Source organism: Paenibacillus amylolyticus (assembly GCF_050990605.1).
GTDB lineage: Bacteria > Bacillota > Bacilli > Paenibacillales > Paenibacillaceae > Paenibacillus > Paenibacillus amylolyticus_H.
Genome location: NZ_CP158832.1, coordinates 3014613 through 3038143 on the forward strand (window position 1 = coordinate 3014613; position 23531 = coordinate 3038143).

The following is a 23531-nucleotide window of genomic DNA, read 5'->3' on the forward strand; positions in this document are numbered from 1 at the left end:
GAGGCGATGGGCAACCATCGCTTTTTTGGTCTTCACATTTTACGGAGACTCATGTCTAGATCATGCTATTGTCATGGCTTAATAATCAAGGTTAGTCTTATTAGACTTCCATATACTTTAAGCAAGGAATAGGTTAGGCAGGAGTGTAATCGTACACTAACGGTTAAATATGTAAGCGCATACCACTCCAATGCGAACCATCGTAATGTCTGGATTGGTTATTACGACAAACACCATTTAGGGGGCAGAAAAATAATGAGAGCCGTTTCGAAAATGCTAGGAGCATGTCTCGTAACAAGTGTTGTACTGGTTTCCGCCGGTTGCGGAAACGCTTCAGAGAATTCAGAATCGAATACCAGCGACCCTAACAGCCCAATCACTTTTACCTTCTTCGGTGCGGATGCAAGTCCCAACTGGAACAATATGCAGGATGCTGTAGGGAAGAAAATTACGGAAGAAACGGGTGTAACCATTAATGCAGAATTCGATATCTCAAGCGGAGGAGGAAACGACCGTATATCCCTTATGGCCGCCAGCGGTGATTACCCGGATCTGATCTTTCCCAAAGGCAACTTAAGCCGACTTGTTGATGCTGGTGCAATGATTGATCTGACGGATCTGATCGAAGAACATGCACCCAATTTGAAAAAGATATACGGTGAGCATTTTAATCGCTTGAAATATAGCAATGAAGACCCATCCATATATTGGATTCCAACGAATGGTGCGATCGATCAAGAAAGCTTTGATGCGACGAATGGTGCTGCTATTCAGCATCGTGTAGTCAAAGAGCTTGGGTATCCTGAGATCAAAACCTTGGAAGATTATGAAAATGTCCTCCGAGAGTTTTATAAGAAAAATCCAACGACAGATGATGGCCAACCGACAATCCCGCTGACACTCAGTGCAGATGGATGGCGCCGTATGATTACCGTAACTGATCCGGCAGTCATGGCTACTGGAGGACCTGGGGATGGTGAATATTACATTAACCCTGACACATATGAAGCTGTTCTTCATTACAAGCGTCCTGAGGAGAAGGAATATTTCCGTTGGTTGAACAAAATGTATAATGAAGGTCTAGTGGATAAAGACAGTTTTGTACAAAAGGATGATCAGTATAAGTCCAAAATCGCCAGTGGACGTGTTCTATCCGTGCTTGATCCACTTTGGGGATTTAGCGATGCGGAAAATGCTTTGAAAAGTGCAGGCAAGGACGATATGACTTACGGATTCTATCCGGTAACGCTGAACGACAACTTCCAGCGCAAAGATTTTCAGGATATCGGCTTTGATGGATATGGTATCGGCATAACCGTTGATGCTGAAGACCCTGTTCGGGCCATTAAATTCCTGGATTGGCTTTCTTCTGAGGAAGGTCAAGTGTTGAGAAATTGGGGTATTGAAGGAGAACATTACGTTGTGGAAGACGGAGTTCGCAAAATACCGGCAGATATTCAGGAGCGTAAAAACAAAGACAATAGCACATTCAGCAAAGAAACCGGTATAAACTTATACACTATTTTTGGCGCTCATTATGGAGATGGTGTCAAAGATTCAACGGACAACTATTATACAACCAACTATCCTGAGCAGATCCAGGAAGGTTATTCTGATATAGAAAAAGAAACGCTGAAAGGGTACGGTATTACAACGTGGAAGGAGCTATTCCCTAATGGAGATGAGTTCCCGGTGAAAGAGTGGGGCGCAGCTTATAATATGCCGATTCCTACGGATAGCGGAGACTATAACGTGGTGTATCAGAAGACACAGGATATTATTCAGAAACGGATCGCGGAAGCAATTACGTCCTCTCCAGATGCCTTTGAAGACATATATGACAATATGATTGCAGAGCTTGATGCTGCGGGCGCTGTAGCCATGGAAGAGCAGTATACAAAGTGGATTAAAGAACGTGTTAGTCTGTGGTCTGGAAAAGAGATCAAATAACAGTTGAACTTGATCTCGTTAACAGATTAAATACAGATCAAATACGCATTCCAAGCAAATAAAGAACAAGAAAAACATCGAGCCATCCTGCATGGCTGGATGTTTTTTTGTCTTCGTCGAATGATCTTGTCTTTATCATGATCATGTTTCAATTGCATCACGTCTTAGTTTGATATATTTACCGGGGGAGATGCCGACCTTTTTGGTAAAACTGCGAATAAAATTGGCATAGTCACTAAAGCCCGATTGAAAGCAGGCATCCGTAATACTCATTCCTTCAGAAAGGTGGAATTTGGCCCGTTCAATCCGACGACCAAGAATGTAGGAACGGATCGTCAATCCGGTATGCTTTTTAAATTGTCTACTGATATAAGTGCTGTTCATATAAAAAGCTTCAGCAAGTTTGCGAAGCGTAATATCTTGATTTAGATGTAATTCAATATAATCCATCGTTTCACGAACCAGCTCAGGCATGATGTCATTGGGGACAAAAGAATTGTTGTGAAACCAGACGTTAATCATGACCAACAATTGGGCTACCGCTGCATTAATTTTGATGTCCGTACCATAAGCATCGGAAGCAAGCAATCCTTCCAGTTCGTTTGTCCATTGCATCATCAGGTTCAACCGATGATCATCCAAATGTATGATATTGCCTGTTCCTTTGGGGCGATGATCAAAACATGAAGATAGATTGGTTGTTGGTGTAGAAAGCTGAAATAGATAAGTTTTTTTGAGATTGATTGTAATTCGCTCATACTCAGATTCATCCAGAATAAAGGCGCGGTGCATCTCCTCGGGTGACATCACAAGCAAATCGCCAGGCTGTACATGGTAGCATCGATTTTCAATATAAAAGTGTACGTTGCCACGAAGAAACAGGTAAATCTCATATGCATTATGGCGATGATAGATCGTTTCCAGCTTATACGTTGTTACGCGGTGCAGATATAAGAGCTCAGGCTGGATGGGATCATAAAAACATTCAGAGGATCCACTCATGAAGTACCTCCCGTCATTTCACGCAATAAATAGAGCGGTTAACGCAATGAAATTGTACTCAGCTTACCTTAAAATGTAATCATCCTATCATGATACCTTTTGTATTGCAAACGCTTTCTATTTATAAAGCACAACTAAAAACGATTATAGGGGGATTCTTTCGATGAATCATCATTCTACACCACATGCTGGTGAGCAAAAGCAAGACCAAGCCGCCAATCTGGAGAGTATTCCAGGGGAGATTGGAAAGCTTCGTCCCAATGGTAACCCTCTGGTGGCCCACAAATTCGGAGCCGATCCCTATGCTTTGGTATTTAACAATCGAGTCTACTTATATATGACTAGTGATAAGCTGGAATATGATCAGCACGGTCTTCCTCAGAAAAACAGCTACAGTTCAATCAACCGGATTACGGTCATTTCTTCGGATGATCTAGTCAACTGGACCGATCATGGGGAGATTAGAGTTGCTGGACCTCAAGGCGCAGCAACATGGGCTTCGCAATCCTGGGCTCCGGCAGCTGCTCATCGAACCTTGGATGGCAAGGACTGTTTCTTTCTTTATTTCGCCAACAATGCCAGTGGAATTGGTGTATTGTCTGCACCAACACCTGTAGGTCCATGGATAGACCCTATAGGAAAAGCACTTATTACAAGAGAGACTCCGGGAGTGGAGGAAGTAACTTGGTTGTTCGATCCGGCTGTAATCGTAGATGATGATCATCAGGCCTACATATACTTCGGTGGTGGTATTCCGCAGGGGAAACCAGAAAGACCGGATACAGCAAGAGTGATGCGATTGGGAGATGATATGACCAGCGTGGTTGGCATCGCGAAGGTTATTCAGGCGCCTTATATGTTTGAAGATTCAGGGATACATAAATATAATAATAGTTACTACTTTACGTATTGTTCCAATTTTGTTGAGGGTGATCGGCCAGAGGGCAGCCCACCACCTGGTGAAATTGCATATATGACCAGTGTTCAGCCAATGGGGCCATGGACATATCAGGGAACGTTGCTCCAGAATCCGGGCCACTTTTTTGATGTTGGCGGCAATAACCATCATGCTATATTCCAACTGGCCGATCAGTGGTACATTGCCTATCATGCTCAGACATTAAGCCAGGCCATGAATATTCCCGATGGTTACCGTTCAACACATCTGAATCGAGTCGAGCATGATGAGGCCACGGGTAAGATCCAGAAGGTACATGCAGATTATCAGGGCGTAGATCAAATCAAGTGCTTCAATCCCTATGAGCGGGTAAGCGGTTCGACGATTGGATGGAGCAGCAGAGTAACAACAGAGCAATATCTTGACTCTGCTGAGAGTTCTGCATCCGATTCGAATATCATGTCCGCTAAGCTGCAAAATGACAGCTGGATAGCCATATCCAAGGTGGACTTTGAAAGTGAAGGACCTACAACCTTTACAGCTACTATTGGAAATCAAGGAACCGAAGGTACGTTGGAACTTCGTCTTAATCGTGCAGACGGACCGTTAATTGGAGAAATCATTGTTCCACCTGCGACCGGATCTCTTCAATGGATGGAACTAACCACGAAGGTTACGGGTGCAAAAGGTGTGCAAGATTTGTATATTAAGCTTAAAAATTCAACAGACAGCTCCATCATCCTTTTAAGAGAATGGAATTTTAACAGAAAAAATGAGGTGTAATTGAAGCATGTATCCGAATCCGATTATTTGGGCTGATTACCCGGATCCAGACGTTATTCGTGTAGAGGACACATATTATATGGTGAGTACGACCATGCACATGATGCCAGGATGTGTCATCCTGCGTTCATATGACCTGATCCATTGGGAAGTAGCCACATATGTATACGAGACATTGGACGATACACCTGCCCAACGGCTGGTGGATGGTCAGCAGATTTATAGCAAGGGCATGTGGGCTGCATCCCTCCGCCATCATCAAGGGATGTTCTATGTGATCTTTGTGGCGAATGATACCCGAAAAACATACTTGTACACGTCACCCACCATCTCGGGAGTGTGGAAGAAACAAGTAGTTGAAGGGTTTTACCATGATTGCTCCTTATTTTTCGACGATGATGAACGAGCATATCTTGTATACGGGAATACCGAGATCTATCTGACCGAATTAAGCCCTGATCTGTCGGGGCCCAAACCTGGTGGAGTGCATCGCTTGATTGTAAAAGACGAGCAACCTCATCACCTTGGTTATGAAGGTGCACATTTCTACAAGATCAATGGGAAATATATTGTATTCCTGATTCATATAACGAAAGCTTCTGGACGGAGAACACAGGCGTGTTATACGGCCGACTCTCTGGAAGATGTCTTCACTGGTGGAGAAGTATTTAACGACGATATGGATTATTTTAATTCTGGTGTTGCTCAGGGTGGCATCGTGGATACGCCGGATGGGGACTGGTACGCAATGCTGTTTCAGGATCATGGGGCTGTTGGCCGCATTCCTGTTTTGGTTCCGGTACATTTTGATCAGGATACACCCGTGTTTGCAAGTAAAGCCCCGAAACAGATTGATATCCCGAGCACTAGACCTGAGCACCGTTATAAACCGTTAATAGGTAGCGACAATTTCGAATATGCAGCCCAAGAAGGCGGAAGAATACGCCTCCGTGATTTCTGGCAATGGAATCATACACCTAATGATGAACTCTGGTCCGTCACAGAGAAACCGGGAGTTTATCGTGTTCGAACTGGACAGATCAGCCCAAATCTGACGTTCGCGGTAAATACACTAACCCAGCGTTCAATGGGGCCTGCTTGCGAAGCAATGGTTACGCTTGACGGCAGTCGTCTGAATGATGGGGATTATGCCGGGTTGTGCTTTCTGATCGGTTCGTACGGTATGATCTCTCTTACGAAGCAGGATAGCAAGTTTTACTTGGTCATGCATGCTAGAGATAGTGAGGATTCAACCATATTTGGCAATCTGATTGACCAGAAGCCAGCCACTGAACATGAACGTATCCCGGTATCAGATCCAGTCGTTAAATTAAAAGCATTCGGAAATTTTGAGAACAATCTGGATGAATGCTCTTTTGCCTATTTCGATGGGATTGAATGGAGAGATATAGGTATTATCCATAAAATGGTATATAAACTGGATCATTTTATGGGTTGTCGAACGGGGTTATTTGTATATTCAACCCAAGTGGTTGGCGGAACAGCTGACTTTTCGAATTTCGAATATCGTGTGATTAATCCTGATGAGAAACAATGAAATAGGTAAAAGCCGCCCAACGGCGGCTTTTCGTATTCAATGATTACAAGTTGTTGTACAATGATATGGATTCATAATGGACAGAGAGAAGACAGTTGTTCAAACCGAACTGGGGGCATGTCGTCATGTATAAGAGATGTCTGGACATAACCAAATGGACCTTTATTTTGATCCTTGCTGTGTCGATACCAGCAGGTCATACCGAAGGAAATTCCAAACAACAACATCCGCAGCCAGATGGGCAGCAGATGCAACTTCCCGCTACGTTTGAGAAGTATTCTCCTCCTATAGTGGTCTCTTTTGTCAGGGAAACCGGAGATGACCTCGAGCGCATGATTAACCAGTTGCCTGGTGAGACGATGCTGGATAATCGCTGGACTCGTTTGTACGAGAAAGAGCTAGGTATTCAAATTCACTATGACTGGATTGCTAATGGAGATGTATACAATCAGAAGCTGGGTGTATCTCTTGCTGCAGGACGTTTCCCGGATGTGGTAAAAGTAAATCCATATCAACTTAGACAACTGAGCAACGCTGGAATGATCGAAGATTTAACCCATGTGTACCAAGAGCATGCTTCACCACTTACAAAGAGTATATTAGAGGCAGAGGGCAGAGGAGCATTTGATGCGGCAACCATTGACGGTAAACTCATGGCTATTCCGGAATCATCTTCCTCCATCGAGACAGCGCAGTATCTATGGATTAGAACCGATTGGTTGGAGCAACTGGGGCTACGACCACCTGAAACGATGGAAGAGCTTCTCCAGATTTCGAAAGCGTTTACAGAGGAGGACCCCGACGGGAACGGAGAGCATGATACGTACGGAATTGCGCTAACGAACCATCTATGGGATCCAGTTATGGGAGCTGCGGGATTGATGTCTGGCTACGGTGCCTACCCTAATATATGGGTTAAAGATGCAGAAGGAAATCTCACTTATGGAGGTATACAGCCTGAAGTTCGCGACGCTCTGAAAGCACTGCAAACATTGTATCGTGAAGGCCAACTTGATCCAGATTTCGGCTATAAAAGTGGAAGCAAGGCGTTCCGTCTGATTCAGGACGAAAAAATAGGGATGCTCTACGGAGAACAGTGGACACCCTTTATGCTCCAGACCACCCGTGACACAGATGCAGATGTAGAATGGCAGGCATATCCCATTGTTGCCAAGTCGGACCAGAGTCTGTTCGTACCGCTACGTTCCAATACCGGGCAATACTTTGCTGTAAAAAAGGGATTCGCTCACCCTGAGGTGGTTGTAAAGCTCATGAATCTGCATCTGGACATCAACTGGGGCGATCAGGCACAGTATGAAACATACTATAATGACGACTCCCGAGCTGTATGGATGCTTTCACCGGTGACTCCATTTCCCGGTAACAAAAACATAGATGCATACAAACAAATTCGTGATGCCAGAAGTACAGGAGACTTCTCGGCTCTGCAGAATGAAGCCCTCGCCATTCACAAACGCATTGTGGCCTATGAAACGGAACATGTAGAGAACGGCTGGGGATGGAAACAAACCTATGGGCCTTCGGGTGCTTTTAGCATTGCAGATTCTTACGAGAAGAACGGTCAACTTCTCTATGATGAGTTCACTGGCGGCATTACAGACACAATGGTTGATCGACAAATTATTCTTCGAGATCTTCAGCTTGAAGCCTATATGAACATTATTTTAGGCAGGCCGATAGAAGAGTTTGATCAATTCGTAGAGAATTGGCGCAAGCTGGGGGGAGATCAGATCACATCGGAAGTTAACGCGTGGTTTCGCACCAGCAAGCCAAAGGAGCACTAATGTTCACTTTATTCATACAAGGAACCCACTCAGCCTTTGGCATTGGAGGTGAATGCATTGATCAAGATCCCTGCTAAATCATGGTTTAATAGTATATTTGCGCGATTAATAATCACCTATCTGGTATTTGTGCTCCCCCTGATTCTCCTTGGCGTGTATCTGTATCATTGGAGTTATGACAATGCAAGCCAGGAAGTATCATTGTCAACAGAGAGACGGTTGAACCAATACGTGGTGGAATTGAACAGAGAGATGGAATGGATGGAATTACAGCAGTTTGATATCGTTGAGGATCGAAAACTCAATCGTCTGGCTATTCTCTGGGATATGATGGATCAGGTTGAGCGACGGGATACATTAAATTACCTGACTGAACGACTCGCTTCATTCAAGAATAGCACGGCTTATATCAAAAACGTTCATGTACATATCCCTTCGGTTGGCAAGAGTATATCCGCGATCCAAGGCATCGATGATTTCGATAAAAGTTCATATCTATATTTCAGTTCAGGAATGCAAGGAAAAGGTACACGTTTCACTGTGAAAGAGGACGCCTTGAACTTAAGTGCCGTCAGGCTCACAGGCACGAGAGGAGAACCCCCGCTTTTTGTCATTCAAGTGGAGTTGGATACATACCATTTTCAGAATGAACTCACAAGGCTTAATTTGTACCCGGAGAGTTCAACTTTTCTGATTGAGGACAAAACGGGGCATGCCATCACAGATAAGCATCAAGCTAGTGTTATTCTCGCAAATTATCGTGAGAACAGTGTGAAGGGTACACTTGATGGCTTTCGGATGAAGGTGGAGGACACCATGTACCATGTTAGTCAGTTGCACATGGACTCCCTGGGCTTATCCGTAGCCACATATCTACCCGAGGCCATTGTTACCAAGCCACTTAGCAAGTTCTATCATTGGGCTTGGCTGTTTGCAATTACATCATTTGTTGCCATCACGGCGTATCTCTATTCAAGCTACAAGTTGATTCATATTCCGTTACTGTTGTTAGTGAAAAGATTCAAAAAAATGGAGGGAGGCATGCTTGATGTCCCCATTGCGCATAACCGAAAGGATGAATTTGGCTTCCTTTACACCCGTTTCAACCTAATGATTGAAAATCTTCAATCCCTGATTGACCGAGATTTCAAGAAAACACTGATGATGCAGCGGGCCGAGTTGAAACAGCTTCAATCCCAGATTAATCCTCATTTTCTGTACAATAGTTTCTTTATTCTGAATTCACTTGCAAGAACAGGGGAAACAGAACGTATTGAGCAATTCACGAACATGCTTGGAGAGTATTTCAGGTTCATTACCCGGAATGAAACAGATCATGTGAAGTTGAAAGTGGAAGTTGAGCATTCACGGATCTATACAGAGATTCAACAATTACGATTCTCCAGACGAATCAAGGTCGATTTTGGGTCACTACCTGCTGAGATGGAACATATTCATGTTCCCAGACTCATTATTCAACCCATTATTGAGAATGCCTACGAACACAGCCTTGAAAAGAATACGGACTCCGGTCTTCTAATTATTGGGTTTAATATGGAAAGTTCATATGCCGAGATTACCGTAGAGGATAATGGAACTGAGTTGGAAGAGCAACACATTCAAACTCTTCAGCAACGCTTGCATAAGGACGGAGGTACAGACGAAATGACTGCGTTAATAAATATTCATCGACGTCTGATCCTGACGTATGGCGAAGGAAGTGGCCTTTTCCTATCCAGAAGTGAACTGCAAGGATTAAAAGTCACAATTCGAATCCAGTGGAAAGAGGGAGAAAACGAATGTATCGACTTTTGATAGTAGATGACGAGGAAATTATTACAGATAGTCTCTATGAAACGTTTGCCAGACATATACCCGACCAGCTTGACGTATGTAAGGCCTACTCTGCAACAGAAGCATTGTCCTGGATGCAACGTTCGAGAATTGACATTGTTCTAACGGACATCCGCATGCCGGGCATGAGTGGCTTGGAATTGACAGAGCGGATTCAAGCCAGTTGGCCGAATTGCCGCGTCATTTTTCTGACAGGACATAGCGATTTTGATTATGCTTATCAAGCTTTTCAGATGTCCAATGTGCGTTACTTGCTCAAAACGGAAGGCTATGACAAGGTGATGTCTGTGGTCGAAGATGTGATGGAAGAGATTCGGCGTAGTCACAGCATGCTTGAGTTGTTGGAGCATTCTCATAAAGTCAACTCGCAGCTTGCACTGATTCAACAGAAAGAGTATTTGCGGAAGCTGCTTCAAGATTGTACAGCAGTTATGGCTTCAACTATGGATATGCAGGATGAATTGTTCAAAAAAGATATCAGATTACAGATCAACTCGCCAGTTTATCTCATACTGGGTCGGTTCAATCATCCGCCAGAAAAAGGTTCGGACCTCACACAAGTCCAGGAATCCGTTCGTATTATTGGCTCTTCTTTAATGCATGAGCGTACGGTGTGCGCAAGTGTAACCGACCATTACGGGGATACGATCTGGCTGCTTCAACCGAAGCAGGAGGAAGAGATGACCAATGATAAACTTGTACGATTCCTAGAAGGCACACTAGAATTGGTACAAGAGGCTTGCATGGTATCACTTGGCGTATCCATTGCTTTTTCATTAAGTAGTCGAAGCTGCAATTGGTCCGAGTTAACCAAACAATATGAACGTCTGAGATTACTCCAGTGGATGAAAATTGGGGATGGTGTATCCATGGTACTCACGGATCATCGTAATGATCTCTCATCGGATGTACCCAAAGAATCCATGCGGATCTCAAACCGGATCGAGATGATGTCAGGATATTTGGAAACAGGTCGAATTCAGCCATTTTACGATAGTTTTGAGGAGCTTGCAGGCGAATTGCTGCAACAGGATATTACGATGGAACGTGCCATGGAAACCTACTACAATCTGGCTCTATTATTGCATTCAACAATCAATCGTTGGGGTCTTCAACAGAAGATTCCGGAACAACGAAACTTGCTGCATTTAGGGGAGTATACTTGCATGAAGGATGCAGTACAATTTTTATATCGTGCTGCCGATGAATTAGTCCGCTACAAAAGATCAAATGAACAGGAACGCGCTAACGTTGTCATTCATTCCTTATGCAGTTACGTCAAGGAGAACCTTGAGAAAGACCTTTCTCTGGTGAGACTCGCAGAACTTCATCATTTTAATCCATCCTATCTGTCCCGATTCTTTAAGCAGGAAATGGGAATTAACCTGTCAGAGTTCATTGATGACTGCCGAATAAAAAGAGCCAAAGAATTGCTTCAGAACACAAATCTCATGGTACGTGAGGTCGCAGTTCAAGTAGGGTACGAGGCAGCACATTCGTTTACCCGACTTTTTAAGAAAATAACGGGAATGACACCCCAAGAATACCGGGAATCCCTTTTGGTTCGTTAAAGGTGCCTCCTTTGAAATTGACCAAACCCAAATAACCACAAAAAACGCAGGAAGTAGAGTACATCCTACGTTTTTTGTGGTTATTATTCAATTGAAAACAAAGTGATCGGGCGATCCATCTTTAGGCCGTATGGATCTTTTGCCTTCTATAAGCATTGGGACTCGATCCGGCATATGCTTTGAACTTTTTATAGAACCAATCAATATCCTTATAGCCTACCTCAATAGCAATCTCATATATTCTCAGATTTGTGGAAGACAACAACTGCTGGGCTTTTTCCATACGTTGCTGGAGCATATAATCATTGAAAGACATCTTCTCTTCCAGTTTGAACTTCTGTCCAAGGTATGCACAGTTAAAATGAAGCATGTCAGAGATCTTCTTCAGCGTGATTTCATCACTCAGATGATCCCGCACATATGCTTTGACGATTCGAATAACATGACTGGAGTGCATGGGCTTACCATTCATTTGAACTGGCGTTTTGAAGAACGACGACGTTTTATGTGCCGGGTCGGTTTCAAGGTGCGATCTAAGTCCATGCAGACTGTTAAGTAAGGAAGAGGGACTAACAGGATACGGGAGATAATCATTCACCTGATACGTCAAGGCTTTGCGTACGAACCTGAAGTGATCTCTTCCACCCATCAGGAGGATGGGTATCTGACTTTTTTTTCGAATGTCGTTGCATAACCAGAGCCCCGCGGTATCAAACCTCTCTGTATGTACCATAACAAGGGAAAAGTCTCGTTCTGACAATGCGGTCAAAGCCTCGGCCGATGAGAACACACAATATGCGATAGTATATTGAGCTTTGCTCCGTAGCAACATCTGTTGCAACTCTCCGCACAAACGACGGCTGAAATCCACAAGTAAAATATCATACATGAAGCAATACCTCACCTTCTGCTGAATTGTAATGCGCAAGATTAACTGGAATTTTGACTTAATTTCATTATGGTAATAAAAGAAAGCGCATACAATGTGCATATTTTTGTAGACAGTGCATTTCTTTACCAATTAAAACCTATAATGCACTTTGCTCGCACAAAATTACGCGAATCTATATTCAGCCCGGGTAAACATCTGTATTCTGGCAGGTTGTTTGCGCTTTCATTTGGACGATACACTGTGATAGCAAACGACAATCAGGGGGGAAGACGATGAGAAAAAACAAGTTCATGCTACTGAGCCTGGTATTTGCGGTCTTGTTGGTGATTGCTGCATGCAGTTCTGCACCTACCGCTCAACCCGAGCCGGAAAAGACAACACCACAGGAGGAACAAACACCCGCGGAAACCGAGCCAAAGAATGAAAACTCCACGCCAGAAATGGATTTTGACATGGGCGGCAGAACGATCAAAGTTGTTGCTTGGTGGGACATGGAAATACAGGGGAACAACCCCGACAACATTCAACGCCTTGAGAATCTCGAAGCGCTGAAGAAAAAACACAACTTTAATATTGAATACGTTTCAATCGATTTTGGTGAATATCAGGAAAAAGTAGTTGCTTCCCTGATGGCCGGTGAACCGCTTGGCGATCTTGTGAGACTGGGCAAAAACTACGCCATCCCGGCATTGACCAAACAGGATCTGTTATGGCCGGTGGATGATTATATTAAAAATGACAAGGTATTCAACCAGAAAACAACCAAGGAATACATGCAGTATGAAGGCAAAGGTTACGGCTTTACCGAGGACCAGTCCTCGTTTATCAACGGAATTTTCTATAATCGCACACTCATGCAAGAACTCGGCTTGAAGCCGCTGCAGGAATATGTGGATGCCGATGAATGGAACTGGGATACGTTCATCAGCGTTGCCAAGCAAGCGAACAAGGATCGAAACAATGATGGCAAGCTGGACACTTGGGGACTCGCTCAAACAGGCTTGCTGGAACCGATTCTGTATTCCAACGAGGCTTCTCTGACCAAAGAGGATAAGCAGAACCTGGAAGATCCAAAAACGAAAGAAGCATTGAACTTCCTGTCCAAACTGGCTACCGAGAAGGTCGGAAGGGCTTCTGAGGGCGGCGACTGGACAGAGCCATCCACGTTCTTCCGTCAAGGTAACACCTTGATGTATTCAGGAGCAATGTACGAAGTTGAAGGCATTATGACGGATATGAAGGATTACGACATCGGTTTTGTACCGTTTCCCAAAGGTCCAAGTGCATCGGCTTATCACTCCGGTGAGTCACGTTACCAGGCTATAACGATTCCTAAAGCGGTAGAGAATCCGGAACAACTGATGTACATCTGGGAGAAAATTAACGAGATTGATTCGATCTATGAGTATCCGGGGCAATCCACACTGGAGACACATCTGACCGATGAAGCAGATATTAACAACGCCAGAGAGGTCGCGGAAGGTATGCTGGTTCTCGACCATAACACATTCCCGTCTTTGCCTTTCTGGGACTTTGATGGGGAGCTTAAAGAAGGGGTATCCGTATCTACGCTGATCGAGAAATACAAGGCTCCTTTCCAGGCTGCGATTGATGAGGTATACAAATAAGTATCACATTACACGGGCAGAACGCACCAGTGAAGGTGCGGTCTGTCCGGGTTAGTCAATCGTCCAGTTTTCGCAACATTTAGAGGAAAGGGGATACATTCAAACATGCGGTCACGTAAGAAAAAGGGACTAATCCTGGTGCTTGTCCTGGCCTTGGTGCTCTCCATATGGACACTATATCCATCGCGGGATCGTAATCCGGGAACGGTACATGCGCTTGAGGACTTTGAAGCGGTATCGGGAACCGAGGATTCATTCAGTTATGAGCATTATCTGACTGCTCATGACAATACGGCCAAACCCGATGAAACGGTGCGCATCGAAGGGGAATCATATGTTCAGGCAGAGAATGGGGAATTTGAGGTTGTGCAAGGGTACGCCGGATTAGACGGAAGTGCCGTAATTACGCCGGAAACCGGAACCATTCGCTGGGATGTTCCCGTTCAAGTGAGCGGTTTGTACAATATTCGCATTCACTATTATCCCGTAGAAGGCAAAAGCTCCGGAATCGAACGCAGACTTGAGCTTAACGGTAAGGTCCCGTTCAGAGGGGCCGATATTCTTCTGTTTGACAGGGTATGGGGGAATCGCGAGGATAACGTCCGACAGGACGATCGTGGCAATGACCTCAGACCAAGACAAGTGGAACAGCCCGAATGGCAACTGACTTCGTTCAAGGACAGCGCAGGGTACTTCGAGGAACCGTTTCAGTTTTATTTTGACAAAGGCAATCAGCAGTTATCGCTCACTTCATTAAGAGAGAGCATGGCGATCGATTACATCGAGTTGTACCAGGAAGGTGAAGTCCTGTCCTATGCAGAGCTGGAGCAGACCTATGCCTCACTCGGCTTGAAACAAGCCGCTCCTGTCATGCTGAAAGTACAGGGGGAGGAGGCTGTCAGCAAGTCATCTCCTACACTGGCACCGATCTCTGACCGCTCAAGCCCTTCACTGGAGCCTTATAATGTATCCAAAATTCGGATGAATGCCATCGGAGGCATTAACTGGAAGCTGCCGGGCGAATGGATTGAGTGGGAGATCGACGTACCTGAAGACGGACTGTATCAAATCGCGCTTAAGGTGAAGCAGGATCAATTGCGTGGCATCTATGCCACCCGCAGTCTGACGATCAACGGCGAGGTACCATTTAAGGAAATGAAACGCATTCGATTTAACTACAGCCCGGCCTGGCAAACTCAGGTGTTGGGATCAGGGGAAGATCAGCCATATCAGTTTCATCTGGAAAAAGGGAAACACCGAATCCGAATGACGGTTACACTCGGCGATATCGCTCCGCTACTTCGGACCGTGGAATCCAGCGTTCTGGAACTGAATGAGATGTATCGCAAAATATTAATGATCACCTCCAACAGTCCGGACCCACTGCGGGATTACCAGCTGGAACAGCGTATTCCGGAGATGACGGAGGTGTTTGAGCGACAGGCTGACACCTTGCGCTCCGTTGCAGATTACCTGGAAAAAGCGACGGGTGAGCAAAGTGATAAAGTGGCCGTACTGCACGCCATGGTTTTGCAGCTGGAAGATATGGCGGCCAGACCGGAGACCGTTCCCAAACGGCTGGATACGTTCAAAATTAACGTAGGCGGTCTCGGCACATGGATTCTATCGGTGCGTGAACAACCGATTACGCTGGACTACCTTGTCGTATCTCCGCCAGGTGAGTCGTTGCCAGATGCGGAAGCGAGCACCGTCCAGCAGGTGAAGCACGAACTGGGCGCATATGTTGCCTCGTATACCGAAGATTACGACAGCATTGGCAACGTGGAACAAAAGAAAGATGCCATCACCGTATGGATCACGACTGGACGGGATCAGGCCCAAGTACTGAAGGGCATGATCGACGATTCGTTTACCCCGGATACCGATGTGTCTGTGCAGTTACGTCTCGTACCGCCTAATATTTTGCTGCCTGCTACACTCTCGGGGGAAGGACCGGATGTAGCCATGCAGATGGGCGAAGACATTCCGGTGAACTATGCGATGAGGAATGCAACAGCGGATCTGAGCCAGTTCCCCGATTTTGAGGAAGTTTCCCGCAGGTTCCGCGAAAGCGGGTTGACGCCGTACCGCTACAACGACGGGGTATATGCCCTGCCGGAGCAGCAGCATTTTCCAATGCTTTTTTACCGCAAAGATATTCTGAATGAGCTGGGCCTCGAACCGCCAAAAACGTGGCAGGACGTATATAACGCCATAGCCGTGCTACAGAAGCATAACATGGAGTTTTATCTGCCGATCGAGGATACGCTGAACAATGCCAACCTGGTTCCGAATTCAACCTTTGCGATGCTGTTATACCAGAATGATGGAACGTTCTATACCGAAGACCAGAAGAAAAGTGCGCTGGATTCGGAGATTTCAATGGACGCGTTCAAACGCTGGACACAATTTTATACCAATTACAAGTTTCCGCTCAAAGCCGACTTTCCGAACCGCTTCCGTACCGGGGAAATGCCAATCGGGATTGCTGATTACACCACGTATAACATGCTGACGGTTATGGCTCCGGAAATCCGAAATCTCTGGGACTTTACGATTGTTCCGGGTACACAGCTTCCGGATGGGTCCATACGGCATGAAGTGGCCAGCGCTACGAGCGCGGTGATGATGCTCGAAAATGCCGACAACAAGGAAGCGGCGTGGAAGTTCATGAAGTGGTGGACTGATGAGCAGACCCAGATTGAATACGGACGAGAAATGGAAGGCCTTATGGGAGCGGCTGCCCGTTACCCGACGGCCAATATCGAAGCCTTGAAGCAATTGCCTTGGCCTGTGAAGGATTATCAAAATCTCGAGAAACAATGGGAATGGGTGCAGGGAATTCCGCAGCTTCCTGGAGGTTATTTCACGGGACGACATCTGGACAACGCCTTCCGCAAGGTGGTCAATGCGAATGAAAATCCGCGTGAAGCTTTATCGGACTATGTGTTGTACATCGATGATGAAATAGAGTTGAAACGCAAAGAATTTAATCTGAAATAGAGGAAAGGGAGGGTAACGGTTGCAAGCTAAAACTACCAAGACAGCCGCCGCTCCTGCCGTCCATACCCGCCAGGTCGGCCGGTGGTCCCTATTGAAGCGGGATCTGTATCTCAGCAGGCATTATTATGTATTGATGGCACCGTTCATGCTGATTTTTTTCATGTTTACTGTCATTCCGGTCGGCATTTCACTCGGTCTCAGCTTTTTTCACTTCAATATGCTGGAGCTGCCGCGATTTGTCGGCTGGCAGAACTATTCCCGGCTGTTCCTAAACGATGACGTATTTCTGATCGCGCTCAAAAACACGCTGCTTTTTGCCGTAATTACAGGCCCTGTCAGTTATATTGCCTGCTTTTTGTTTGCGTGGATCATCAATGAGCTGTCTCCTAAAATTCGGGCGGTCATGACGCTGGTTTTCTATGCCCCATCCATATCGGGTAACGTTTTCTTCATCTGGCTGATTATCTTCTCGGGTGACAGCTATGGGTATATGAACGGCTTTCTGATGCGCCTTGGCGTCGTACTGGAACCGATCCAATGGCTCGCAGACGAGAAGTATGTACTTGCAATCGTCATTATTGTACAGCTGTGGCTGAGCTTGGGAACCAGCTTCCTGGCCTTTATTGCAGGACTGCAAACCATTGATCGTTCTCTGGTTGAAGCAGGAACCGTAGACGGGATCAAAAACCGCTGGCAGGAGCTCTGGTACATCACTTTGCCTTCGATGAGACCGCAGTTGATGTTTGGTGCGGTAATGCAGATTACCGCTTCCTTCGCCGTAGCTGAGATCTCGATCGCGCTGGCAGGCTTCCCGAGCGTTAACTATGCGGCACACACAGTTGTCACACATCTGATGGACTTCGGAACGATTCGTTTCGAGATGGGGTATGCCTCGGCCATCGCAACGGTCCTGTTTGCCCTGATGCTGGGCACAAACGTTTTCACGCAAAAAATGCTTAGAAAGATAGGTGAATGACGATGACCAGCAAAGTACGTGCCGTGTTTGGCATGCCAAAAAGGCTTAATCGGTCATTTACCGTCAGCCTGATGTTATTTGCATTGTTGGCTGTGTTCGGATCCTTTATGGTGCTTCCGCTCATCTATGCAGTCAACAATGCATTCAAACCGCTGGATGAGCTGTTTATTTTTCCGCCGCGCTTCTGGGTGAACAATCCGACAACGGAGAATTTTGCCGATCTGATCAACCTCATGGGCAATTCGTGGGTGCCGTTATCCCGCTATATTGCCAACACTTTGCTCATAACGATACTTGGCACAGCAGGACATATCCTTCTTGCATCCGCCGCGGCTTATCCACTGGCGAAATATCGTTTTCCGGGTTCCAAAGTGTTGTTCACCATTGTCATTCTATCCCTGATGTTCTCGCCGCATGTTACGGCGATTCCGAACTACATGGTCATGTCCTGGCTTGGTTGGATTAACACTCATGCGTCCATTATTGTGCCATCACTCGCGTTCTCATTGGGACTTTTCCTCATGAAACAGTTCATGGAGCAGATTCCCGATGCTTTGCTGGAGGCAGCCAAAATCGACGGAGCCAATGAATATCGGATATTCTGGAGCATCGTGATGCCCAATGTGAAGCCGGCATGGCTCACGCTCATGATCCTGCAGTTTCCAGCGTTATGGGGAACGGATGGCGGGAGCTTCATTTACAGTGAAAATCTCAAAACGCTGCATTATGCGCTCAGTCAGATTGTGCAGGGAGGGATTGCAAGAGCCGGTGTAGGTGCGGCTGTTGCCTTGCTGCTGATGATCGTACCAATCACCCTGTTTATCATCTCTCAGAGCAGTGTTATGCAGACGATGGCCACTTCGGGCATGAAAGAGTAGAAAGGAGGCAGCGAGGTGCGGAGAAGCACATGGAAAAAACGTAAATCGATCATCATGGGCATGATCTGCCTCCTGTTGTTCGTTCAAGAGGCGCCCTACGTGAGTGCAGACGGTAAAACGGAAGCGTATCATTATTCCTTCTGGGGTGACGCAGTTCCTTCACCTGCGGCATATGAGGCAACAACCATTATCACCGGCAAGAAGCTGAACACAACTCCTATGAAAGAGCCAAGTGACATGCATGTTACCGCCAATCAGCACGTCTTTGTGCTCGATTCGGGCAATGGCCGCATCATTGAGATGGATCGCAACTTCAAGCTGGTAAGAACGATTGATTCGTTTGTGCAGGAAGGCAAGGAAGATCATTTTAAGAATCCACAGGGATTGTACGTCACGGAAAAAGGCCATCTGCTGGTCGCTGATTCGGATAATCACCGGGTGGTGCATCTGGATGAACAGGGGAAGCTGGTCAAGATTGTGTCTGAACCGAAATCAGATCTGCTAAAAGCAGACTTCCAGTTTAAACCGATGCGGATTGTTATGGACAAGGGGGAACGCATCTATGTTATGGCCGAAGGCGTATTTGATGGATTCATGGAGTTCAGCGCCGACGGTACGTTCTCATCCTTCATTGGAGCGAACAGAGTTCAGGTGGACCCGGTGGAATATCTGTGGAAAAGGTTTGCAACACGGGAGCAGCGCAGCCAGATGGTGATGTTCACTCCAACGGAATTTACCAATCTGGATATGGATGAAGAGGGCTTTATTTACGCCACTAGCGGGGATCGCGGCAAAGATCCGGTCAAGAAGCTGAATGCCCAGGGGACAGACATCTTGCGTAGAGAAGGCTATCAGACTCCGCAGGGGGATTTGCTGTATACCCAGGAAGCCGGGCCATCCCGCCTGATTGATGTAGATGTGGGTGACAGTGACATGTATTCCGTACTGGATTCCAGCAAGGGCCGAATCTTCACCTACAATGGAGACGGATATCTGCTCCATATTTATGGCGGCATTGGGAACCGACTGGGCCAATTCAATACACCTGTTGCCCTGGAACGTGCGGGAGACCGGATGTTGGTTCTGGATAAAGCGCTGGGTGAAATCACCGTGTTTCAAACAACTGAATACGGACGTACGCTCCATGAAGCGGTGCGCAGCTACTATAACGGTGATGAAGATCAATCTTCTGTGCTGTTTGCCCAAGCTGCCGAGATGAACGCTAATCTGGAATATGCGTATGCGGGAATTGGCAAAGCATTGCTTCGTCAGAAGGAATACGCCGAGTCTGCGAAATATTTCAAGCGCAGCATGGAACCCAAAGGCTATTCCAAAGCTTTTCTTTTGTACCGCAAAGAGCTGATGCGTGAGCATTTTTCATGGATGATGTCCGGACTATTCCTGGCTGTCGCTGCGATTGTCACCGTCATCATCGTTCGCAGGCAGAAAAGGAGGACTACGAATGCAGGCATCAAGTAAGCAACTATACCAGTACCCGCTTCATCTGATTTTTCATCCGTTTGACGGATACTGGGAATTGAAATATGAACGGAACCAGAGAAACTCACTGCTGATTGCCTTCATGATTCTGGTGCTTCTGGTCATCACCAAAATTTTGCATGCCCAGTACAGCGGTTTTCTCATTAACCTCAGTAATCCAAAGTACCTGAACAGTCTGCTTGAGATGGTATATGTCATTATACCGGTGTTGTTTTGGTGTGTAGCCAACTGGTCGTTAACCACCTTGATGGACGGGGAAGGCAAGTTCTCCGAAATTTTCATGTCAACGTGTTTTGCACTGGTACCGTTGTTCCTCATTCATTTCCCATGGATCTGGCTGAGTCTTGTGATCTCTGCGCAGGAAACTGCTTTTTATTATTTCTCCAATGCACTCGCCGTCGCATGGACGGTATATCTGTTATTTGTGGGAAATATGACAGTTCATCAGTATTCACCAGCCAAAACGGTGCTCACGATGCTGCTGACACTTGTAGCGATGGCGTTTATGGCATTTCTGTGCCTGTTATTCTTCAGCCTTGTACAGCAGATTGTATCGTTTGTCGTAACTATCTATCAGGAATTAGTGCTTCGGGGCTAAGGGAGGAGGAAATTGTTATGAAATATGCCGTAGCCAAAAAAATAACAGGAATGCTGCTCGCGAGCAGTCTGCTTCTTGGCGGTTGTCAATTCTCGCCAACACCGCTTGCTCACGAGACAGTGACTGCCGCAGATCCGACGGACTTTCCCTCCCTGCCTCCCGGAGAGAAACTGAAATCATCGTTCAGCGATGTCCGCCTTCCGGGTATGGTAGGCATTGCGCAGAATGCTGCGCTGCAGTTGTTCATTCACGAAGAGACAGCCGAGACTGCTGTGATTCACACGCAGAGCGGGCAAATCTGGCGCAGTAATCCAGCAGATCGTGAGCAGGATGGGGTTGCAGCCGGGATAAATAAAGACCTTTTGTCATCACAAACGAAGCTCAGCTTCTTTAATAGCCTTGGACAGAGCAGCACTGTGAATTCCTTCACGGATAGTGTTGCACACAAGCAGATAAGCTACGAGGTGTTGCCAGCTGGCGTACGGGTTCACTACCAGTTTGGAAGCACTGAGCGATCCATTGAAGACTTGCCGATGAAGATCAGCAAGGAGCGATTTGAACAAAAGCTGCTTGCACAGCTAGACAAGGCAGGGCAGCGGGCCTTGAAGGTCGGCTATGCGGAAGACAAGGATGAAGGCGCTTACGTCCGGATTGATAAGGCGATGCAAGGATTGCAACTGTCCCGGGCTTTGAAGGCTTTTGACACAGCCGGTTACACACCGGAGGATCTGGCTCAGGATCATGCCGAGTTTGGCATTGAAGAGGAACGAAGTGGACCACGGCTGTTTATGCTTACGATGGAATATGAGCTGGATGGAGAGGATCTTCTCGTACGTGTTCCGTCATCAGGCATTCATTTTCCGGAGGAGTATCCGATCAACAGCATATCTGTGCTGGATTATTTCGGGGCCGGGGGTTCAGATGAAGAGGGCTCCATACTGGTCCCGGACGGTTCGGGAGCGCTGATCCATTTTAACAATGGCAAGCTGCAGTATCCTGCCTATCAACAAGACATATACGGACCGGATATGACCATGAAACTGCGGGAAGCAAGTTCGAATGAAGCCAGAGCCAGGTTGCCGGTATTTGGACTGATTCGGAAAGAGGGAGCTTTCCTGGGCATTATTGAAGAAGGGGATGCCGTTGCAGTTGTGAATGCCGATATCAGCGGCAAGCTGAACAGCTACAACAACGTATATCCAAGCTTCTATGTCGTGAACAAGAGCGATGTGACGCTTCAGGCAAGCGATATGGTTCGTACACTTCCCAAGTTCCAGAAGAAACCAACCGTGTCTGATTTTGTCGTTCGATATGCTTTTGTTGGGGAAGATAAGGCCTCTTACTCGGGGCTCGCCTCTCTCTATCGGGATTATCTGTTGCAGAATGGCGGACTTCCCGAGCTGAATGCCAGCAAGGAGCAGAGCAACGTTCCCTTTTACCTGCAACTGTTCGGTGGCATGACAACAAGAAAACATATGCTGGGCATACCGTATGATTCGACGGAGGCTTTGACCACGTTTGATGAAGCCAAAAACATTCTCGCTGCCTTGACGGAGAAGAAAGTATCCAATATTCAGGTTCGTTATGCGGGATGGCTTAACGGCGGACTTCATCATCGCCTGCCGGATAACATTCAAGTCGACGGCGCCGTAGGCGGGAAAAAGGGATTACGGGAATTCATCGCATACACACAAGAAGCGGGCATCGGCTTATATCCCGATATCGCTCTGCTGAATGTGCAATCCAAGAAAGGGTTTAAACCGTCCAAAGAAGCTTCACGCACATTAACTCAGGAACCGGCGGTTATGTATCCGATGAATCAGGCCATCCAGCGGCGGGATCGGGATCGTTCACCTTCCTATGTGCTATCGCCCAACTTGCTGGAAGACGTGACGGAAGACATGTTAGATGAGCTCAGTTCCCTGCAAAAGGATGGACTGTCGCTGAGCCTGAATGACTTGGCAGGGCAGTTAAACAGCGATATGAATCCGAAAAAGCTGGTGGACCGAACACAAGCCCTCGACTCCGTAAAAAAGGCACTTGAACAGATTCGCGAGCAGGCTGGCTCGCTTGTTGCTGAAGGTGGGAACGCTTATGCCCTGCCGTATGTAACCGGTCTGACAGATGCGCCGATGACCAGCAGCCGATTCAAGCTGGAGGATGAAGAGATTCCGTTCTATCAGCTCGTTGTACACGGCAGCATCAGCTATACAGGTACTCCATACAATCTCTCCACATATACGAACGCAAGGCAATATGTGCTGAAGTTGATTGAATATGGAGCCAGCCCTTACTTTGCATGGTTCAATGCGCCAAACCATGTTGTGAAAGAAACGGATTATGATGATCTCTACGCAGCGAATTATGAACAGTGGATCGATCTGGCTGCCGAGATCTACAACGAGGTGAACCAGGTGAACCTTCCGTTTGGAGGACGTTCCATGATATCACATGAATCCCTGGAAGAGGGCGTCTTCCGGACAACATATAAAGGTGGCGGGTTCGTAATCGTCAATTATAACGACTTCCCTGTGAAAGTTGACAACAATACAGTGGAAGCCCAAAGCTATGTGACTGGTGGTGAGCAGCTCTGAAGACGCTCCTGAAATGGAAATGGGGAAGTCGTACGTATGCT

15 protein-coding genes are annotated in these 23531 nt (G+C 46.5%); 13 read left to right on the top strand and 2 right to left on the bottom strand.

Annotation, left to right across the window (positions count from 1 at the left end):
* Positions 1 to 255 precede the first annotated feature (255 nt).
* Positions 256 to 1950: an ABC transporter substrate-binding protein gene (locus ABTV53_RS13745; protein ID WP_433753673.1), complete on the top strand. Its 1695-nt coding sequence runs from the start codon at positions 256 to 258 to the stop codon at positions 1948 to 1950.
* A 141-nt stretch (positions 1951 to 2091) separates the two neighbouring features.
* Here ABTV53_RS13745 and ABTV53_RS13750 read toward each other — a convergent pair whose 3' ends face one another.
* Positions 2092 to 2952, bottom strand: coding sequence for an AraC family transcriptional regulator (locus tag ABTV53_RS13750; RefSeq protein WP_433753675.1), 861 nt, complete (start codon positions 2950 to 2952; stop codon positions 2092 to 2094).
* A 163-nt stretch (positions 2953 to 3115) separates the two neighbouring features.
* Between ABTV53_RS13750 and ABTV53_RS13755 the strand changes: the two genes are divergently transcribed.
* The 5 genes from ABTV53_RS13755 to ABTV53_RS13775 all read left to right on the top strand — a co-directional run bounded on the left by ABTV53_RS13755 (position 3116) and on the right by ABTV53_RS13775 (position 11421).
* Positions 3116 to 4633 carry a glycoside hydrolase family 43 protein gene (locus tag ABTV53_RS13755; protein ID WP_433753676.1) on the top strand — a complete coding sequence of 506 codons (1518 nt, stop codon included), beginning with the start codon at positions 3116 to 3118 and terminating at the stop codon, positions 4631 to 4633.
* Positions 4634 to 4640: 7 nt separating this feature from the next.
* Positions 4641 to 6191 (top strand): glycoside hydrolase family 43 protein, encoded by a 1551-nt coding sequence (locus ABTV53_RS13760; protein WP_433753678.1) that lies wholly within the window; start codon positions 4641 to 4643, stop codon positions 6189 to 6191.
* Positions 6192 to 6316: 125 nt separating this feature from the next.
* Positions 6317 to 7996, top strand: coding sequence for an extracellular solute-binding protein (locus ABTV53_RS13765; RefSeq protein ID WP_433753679.1), 1680 nt, complete (start codon positions 6317 to 6319; stop codon positions 7994 to 7996).
* A gap of 48 nt (positions 7997 to 8044) precedes the next feature.
* Positions 8045 to 9811, top strand: coding sequence for a sensor histidine kinase (locus tag ABTV53_RS13770; RefSeq protein WP_433754195.1), 1767 nt, complete (start codon positions 8045 to 8047; stop codon positions 9809 to 9811).
* Complete coding sequence (locus tag ABTV53_RS13775; protein WP_433753680.1) at positions 9796 to 11421, top strand: response regulator transcription factor; 1626 nt, start codon at positions 9796 to 9798, stop codon at positions 11419 to 11421. The genes ABTV53_RS13770 and ABTV53_RS13775 overlap by 16 nt, the downstream gene beginning before the upstream one ends.
* Before the next feature lie 121 nt (positions 11422 to 11542).
* Here ABTV53_RS13775 and ABTV53_RS13780 read toward each other — a convergent pair whose 3' ends face one another.
* Positions 11543 to 12310 carry a helix-turn-helix domain-containing protein gene (locus tag ABTV53_RS13780; protein WP_433753682.1) on the bottom strand — a complete coding sequence of 256 codons (768 nt, stop codon included), beginning with the start codon at positions 12308 to 12310 and terminating at the stop codon, positions 11543 to 11545.
* A gap of 275 nt (positions 12311 to 12585) precedes the next feature.
* Between ABTV53_RS13780 and ABTV53_RS13785 the strand changes: the two genes are divergently transcribed.
* From ABTV53_RS13785 to ABTV53_RS13815, 7 genes are all read left to right on the top strand, one after another.
* Positions 12586 to 13941, top strand: coding sequence for an extracellular solute-binding protein (locus ABTV53_RS13785; RefSeq protein ID WP_433753684.1), 1356 nt, complete (start codon positions 12586 to 12588; stop codon positions 13939 to 13941).
* Between the two features lie 105 nt (positions 13942 to 14046).
* Positions 14047 to 16944 (top strand): extracellular solute-binding protein, encoded by a 2898-nt coding sequence (locus ABTV53_RS13790; protein ID WP_433753686.1) that lies wholly within the window; start codon positions 14047 to 14049, stop codon positions 16942 to 16944.
* A gap of 19 nt (positions 16945 to 16963) precedes the next feature.
* Positions 16964 to 17920, top strand: coding sequence for a carbohydrate ABC transporter permease (locus ABTV53_RS13795; RefSeq protein WP_433753688.1), 957 nt, complete (start codon positions 16964 to 16966; stop codon positions 17918 to 17920).
* Between the two features lie 2 nt (positions 17921 to 17922).
* Entirely contained in the window at positions 17923 to 18798 is an 876-nt protein-coding gene (locus tag ABTV53_RS13800) for a carbohydrate ABC transporter permease (RefSeq protein WP_278295182.1), read from the top strand.
* Positions 18799 to 18813: 15 nt separating this feature from the next.
* A complete protein-coding gene (locus ABTV53_RS13805; protein ID WP_433753690.1) occupies positions 18814 to 20277 on the top strand; it encodes a hypothetical protein in 1464 nt (487 codons plus the stop codon).
* Positions 20261 to 20896, top strand: coding sequence for a YIP1 family protein (locus tag ABTV53_RS13810; RefSeq protein ID WP_421889580.1), 636 nt, complete (start codon positions 20261 to 20263; stop codon positions 20894 to 20896). Before ABTV53_RS13805 ends, ABTV53_RS13810 begins: the two co-directional genes overlap by 17 nt.
* A 17-nt stretch (positions 20897 to 20913) precedes the next feature.
* On the top strand, positions 20914 to 23490 hold the full coding sequence (locus ABTV53_RS13815) for a DUF5696 domain-containing protein (protein WP_433753692.1): 2577 nt from the start codon (positions 20914 to 20916) through the stop codon (positions 23488 to 23490).
* Positions 23491 to 23531 lie beyond the last annotated feature (41 nt).

Coding starts and splice junctions, on each gene's coding strand:
- ABTV53_RS13745 (WP_433753673.1), top strand. CDS start 256: ATGAGAGCCGTTTCGAAAATGCTAGGAGCATGTCTCGTAACAAGTGTT.
- ABTV53_RS13750 (WP_433753675.1), bottom strand. CDS start 2,952: ATGAGTGGATCCTCTGAATGTTTTTATGATCCCATCCAGCCTGAGCTC.
- ABTV53_RS13755 (WP_433753676.1), top strand. CDS start 3,116: ATGAATCATCATTCTACACCACATGCTGGTGAGCAAAAGCAAGACCAA.
- ABTV53_RS13760 (WP_433753678.1), top strand. CDS start 4,641: ATGTATCCGAATCCGATTATTTGGGCTGATTACCCGGATCCAGACGTT.
- ABTV53_RS13765 (WP_433753679.1), top strand. CDS start 6,317: ATGTATAAGAGATGTCTGGACATAACCAAATGGACCTTTATTTTGATC.
- ABTV53_RS13775 (WP_433753680.1), top strand. CDS start 9,796: ATGTATCGACTTTTGATAGTAGATGACGAGGAAATTATTACAGATAGT.
- ABTV53_RS13780 (WP_433753682.1), bottom strand. CDS start 12,310: ATGTATGATATTTTACTTGTGGATTTCAGCCGTCGTTTGTGCGGAGAG.
- ABTV53_RS13785 (WP_433753684.1), top strand. CDS start 12,586: ATGAGAAAAAACAAGTTCATGCTACTGAGCCTGGTATTTGCGGTCTTG.
- ABTV53_RS13790 (WP_433753686.1), top strand. CDS start 14,047: ATGCGGTCACGTAAGAAAAAGGGACTAATCCTGGTGCTTGTCCTGGCC.
- ABTV53_RS13800 (WP_278295182.1), top strand. CDS start 17,923: ATGACCAGCAAAGTACGTGCCGTGTTTGGCATGCCAAAAAGGCTTAAT.
- ABTV53_RS13810 (WP_421889580.1), top strand. CDS start 20,261: ATGCAGGCATCAAGTAAGCAACTATACCAGTACCCGCTTCATCTGATT.
- ABTV53_RS13815 (WP_433753692.1), top strand. CDS start 20,914: ATGAAATATGCCGTAGCCAAAAAAATAACAGGAATGCTGCTCGCGAGC.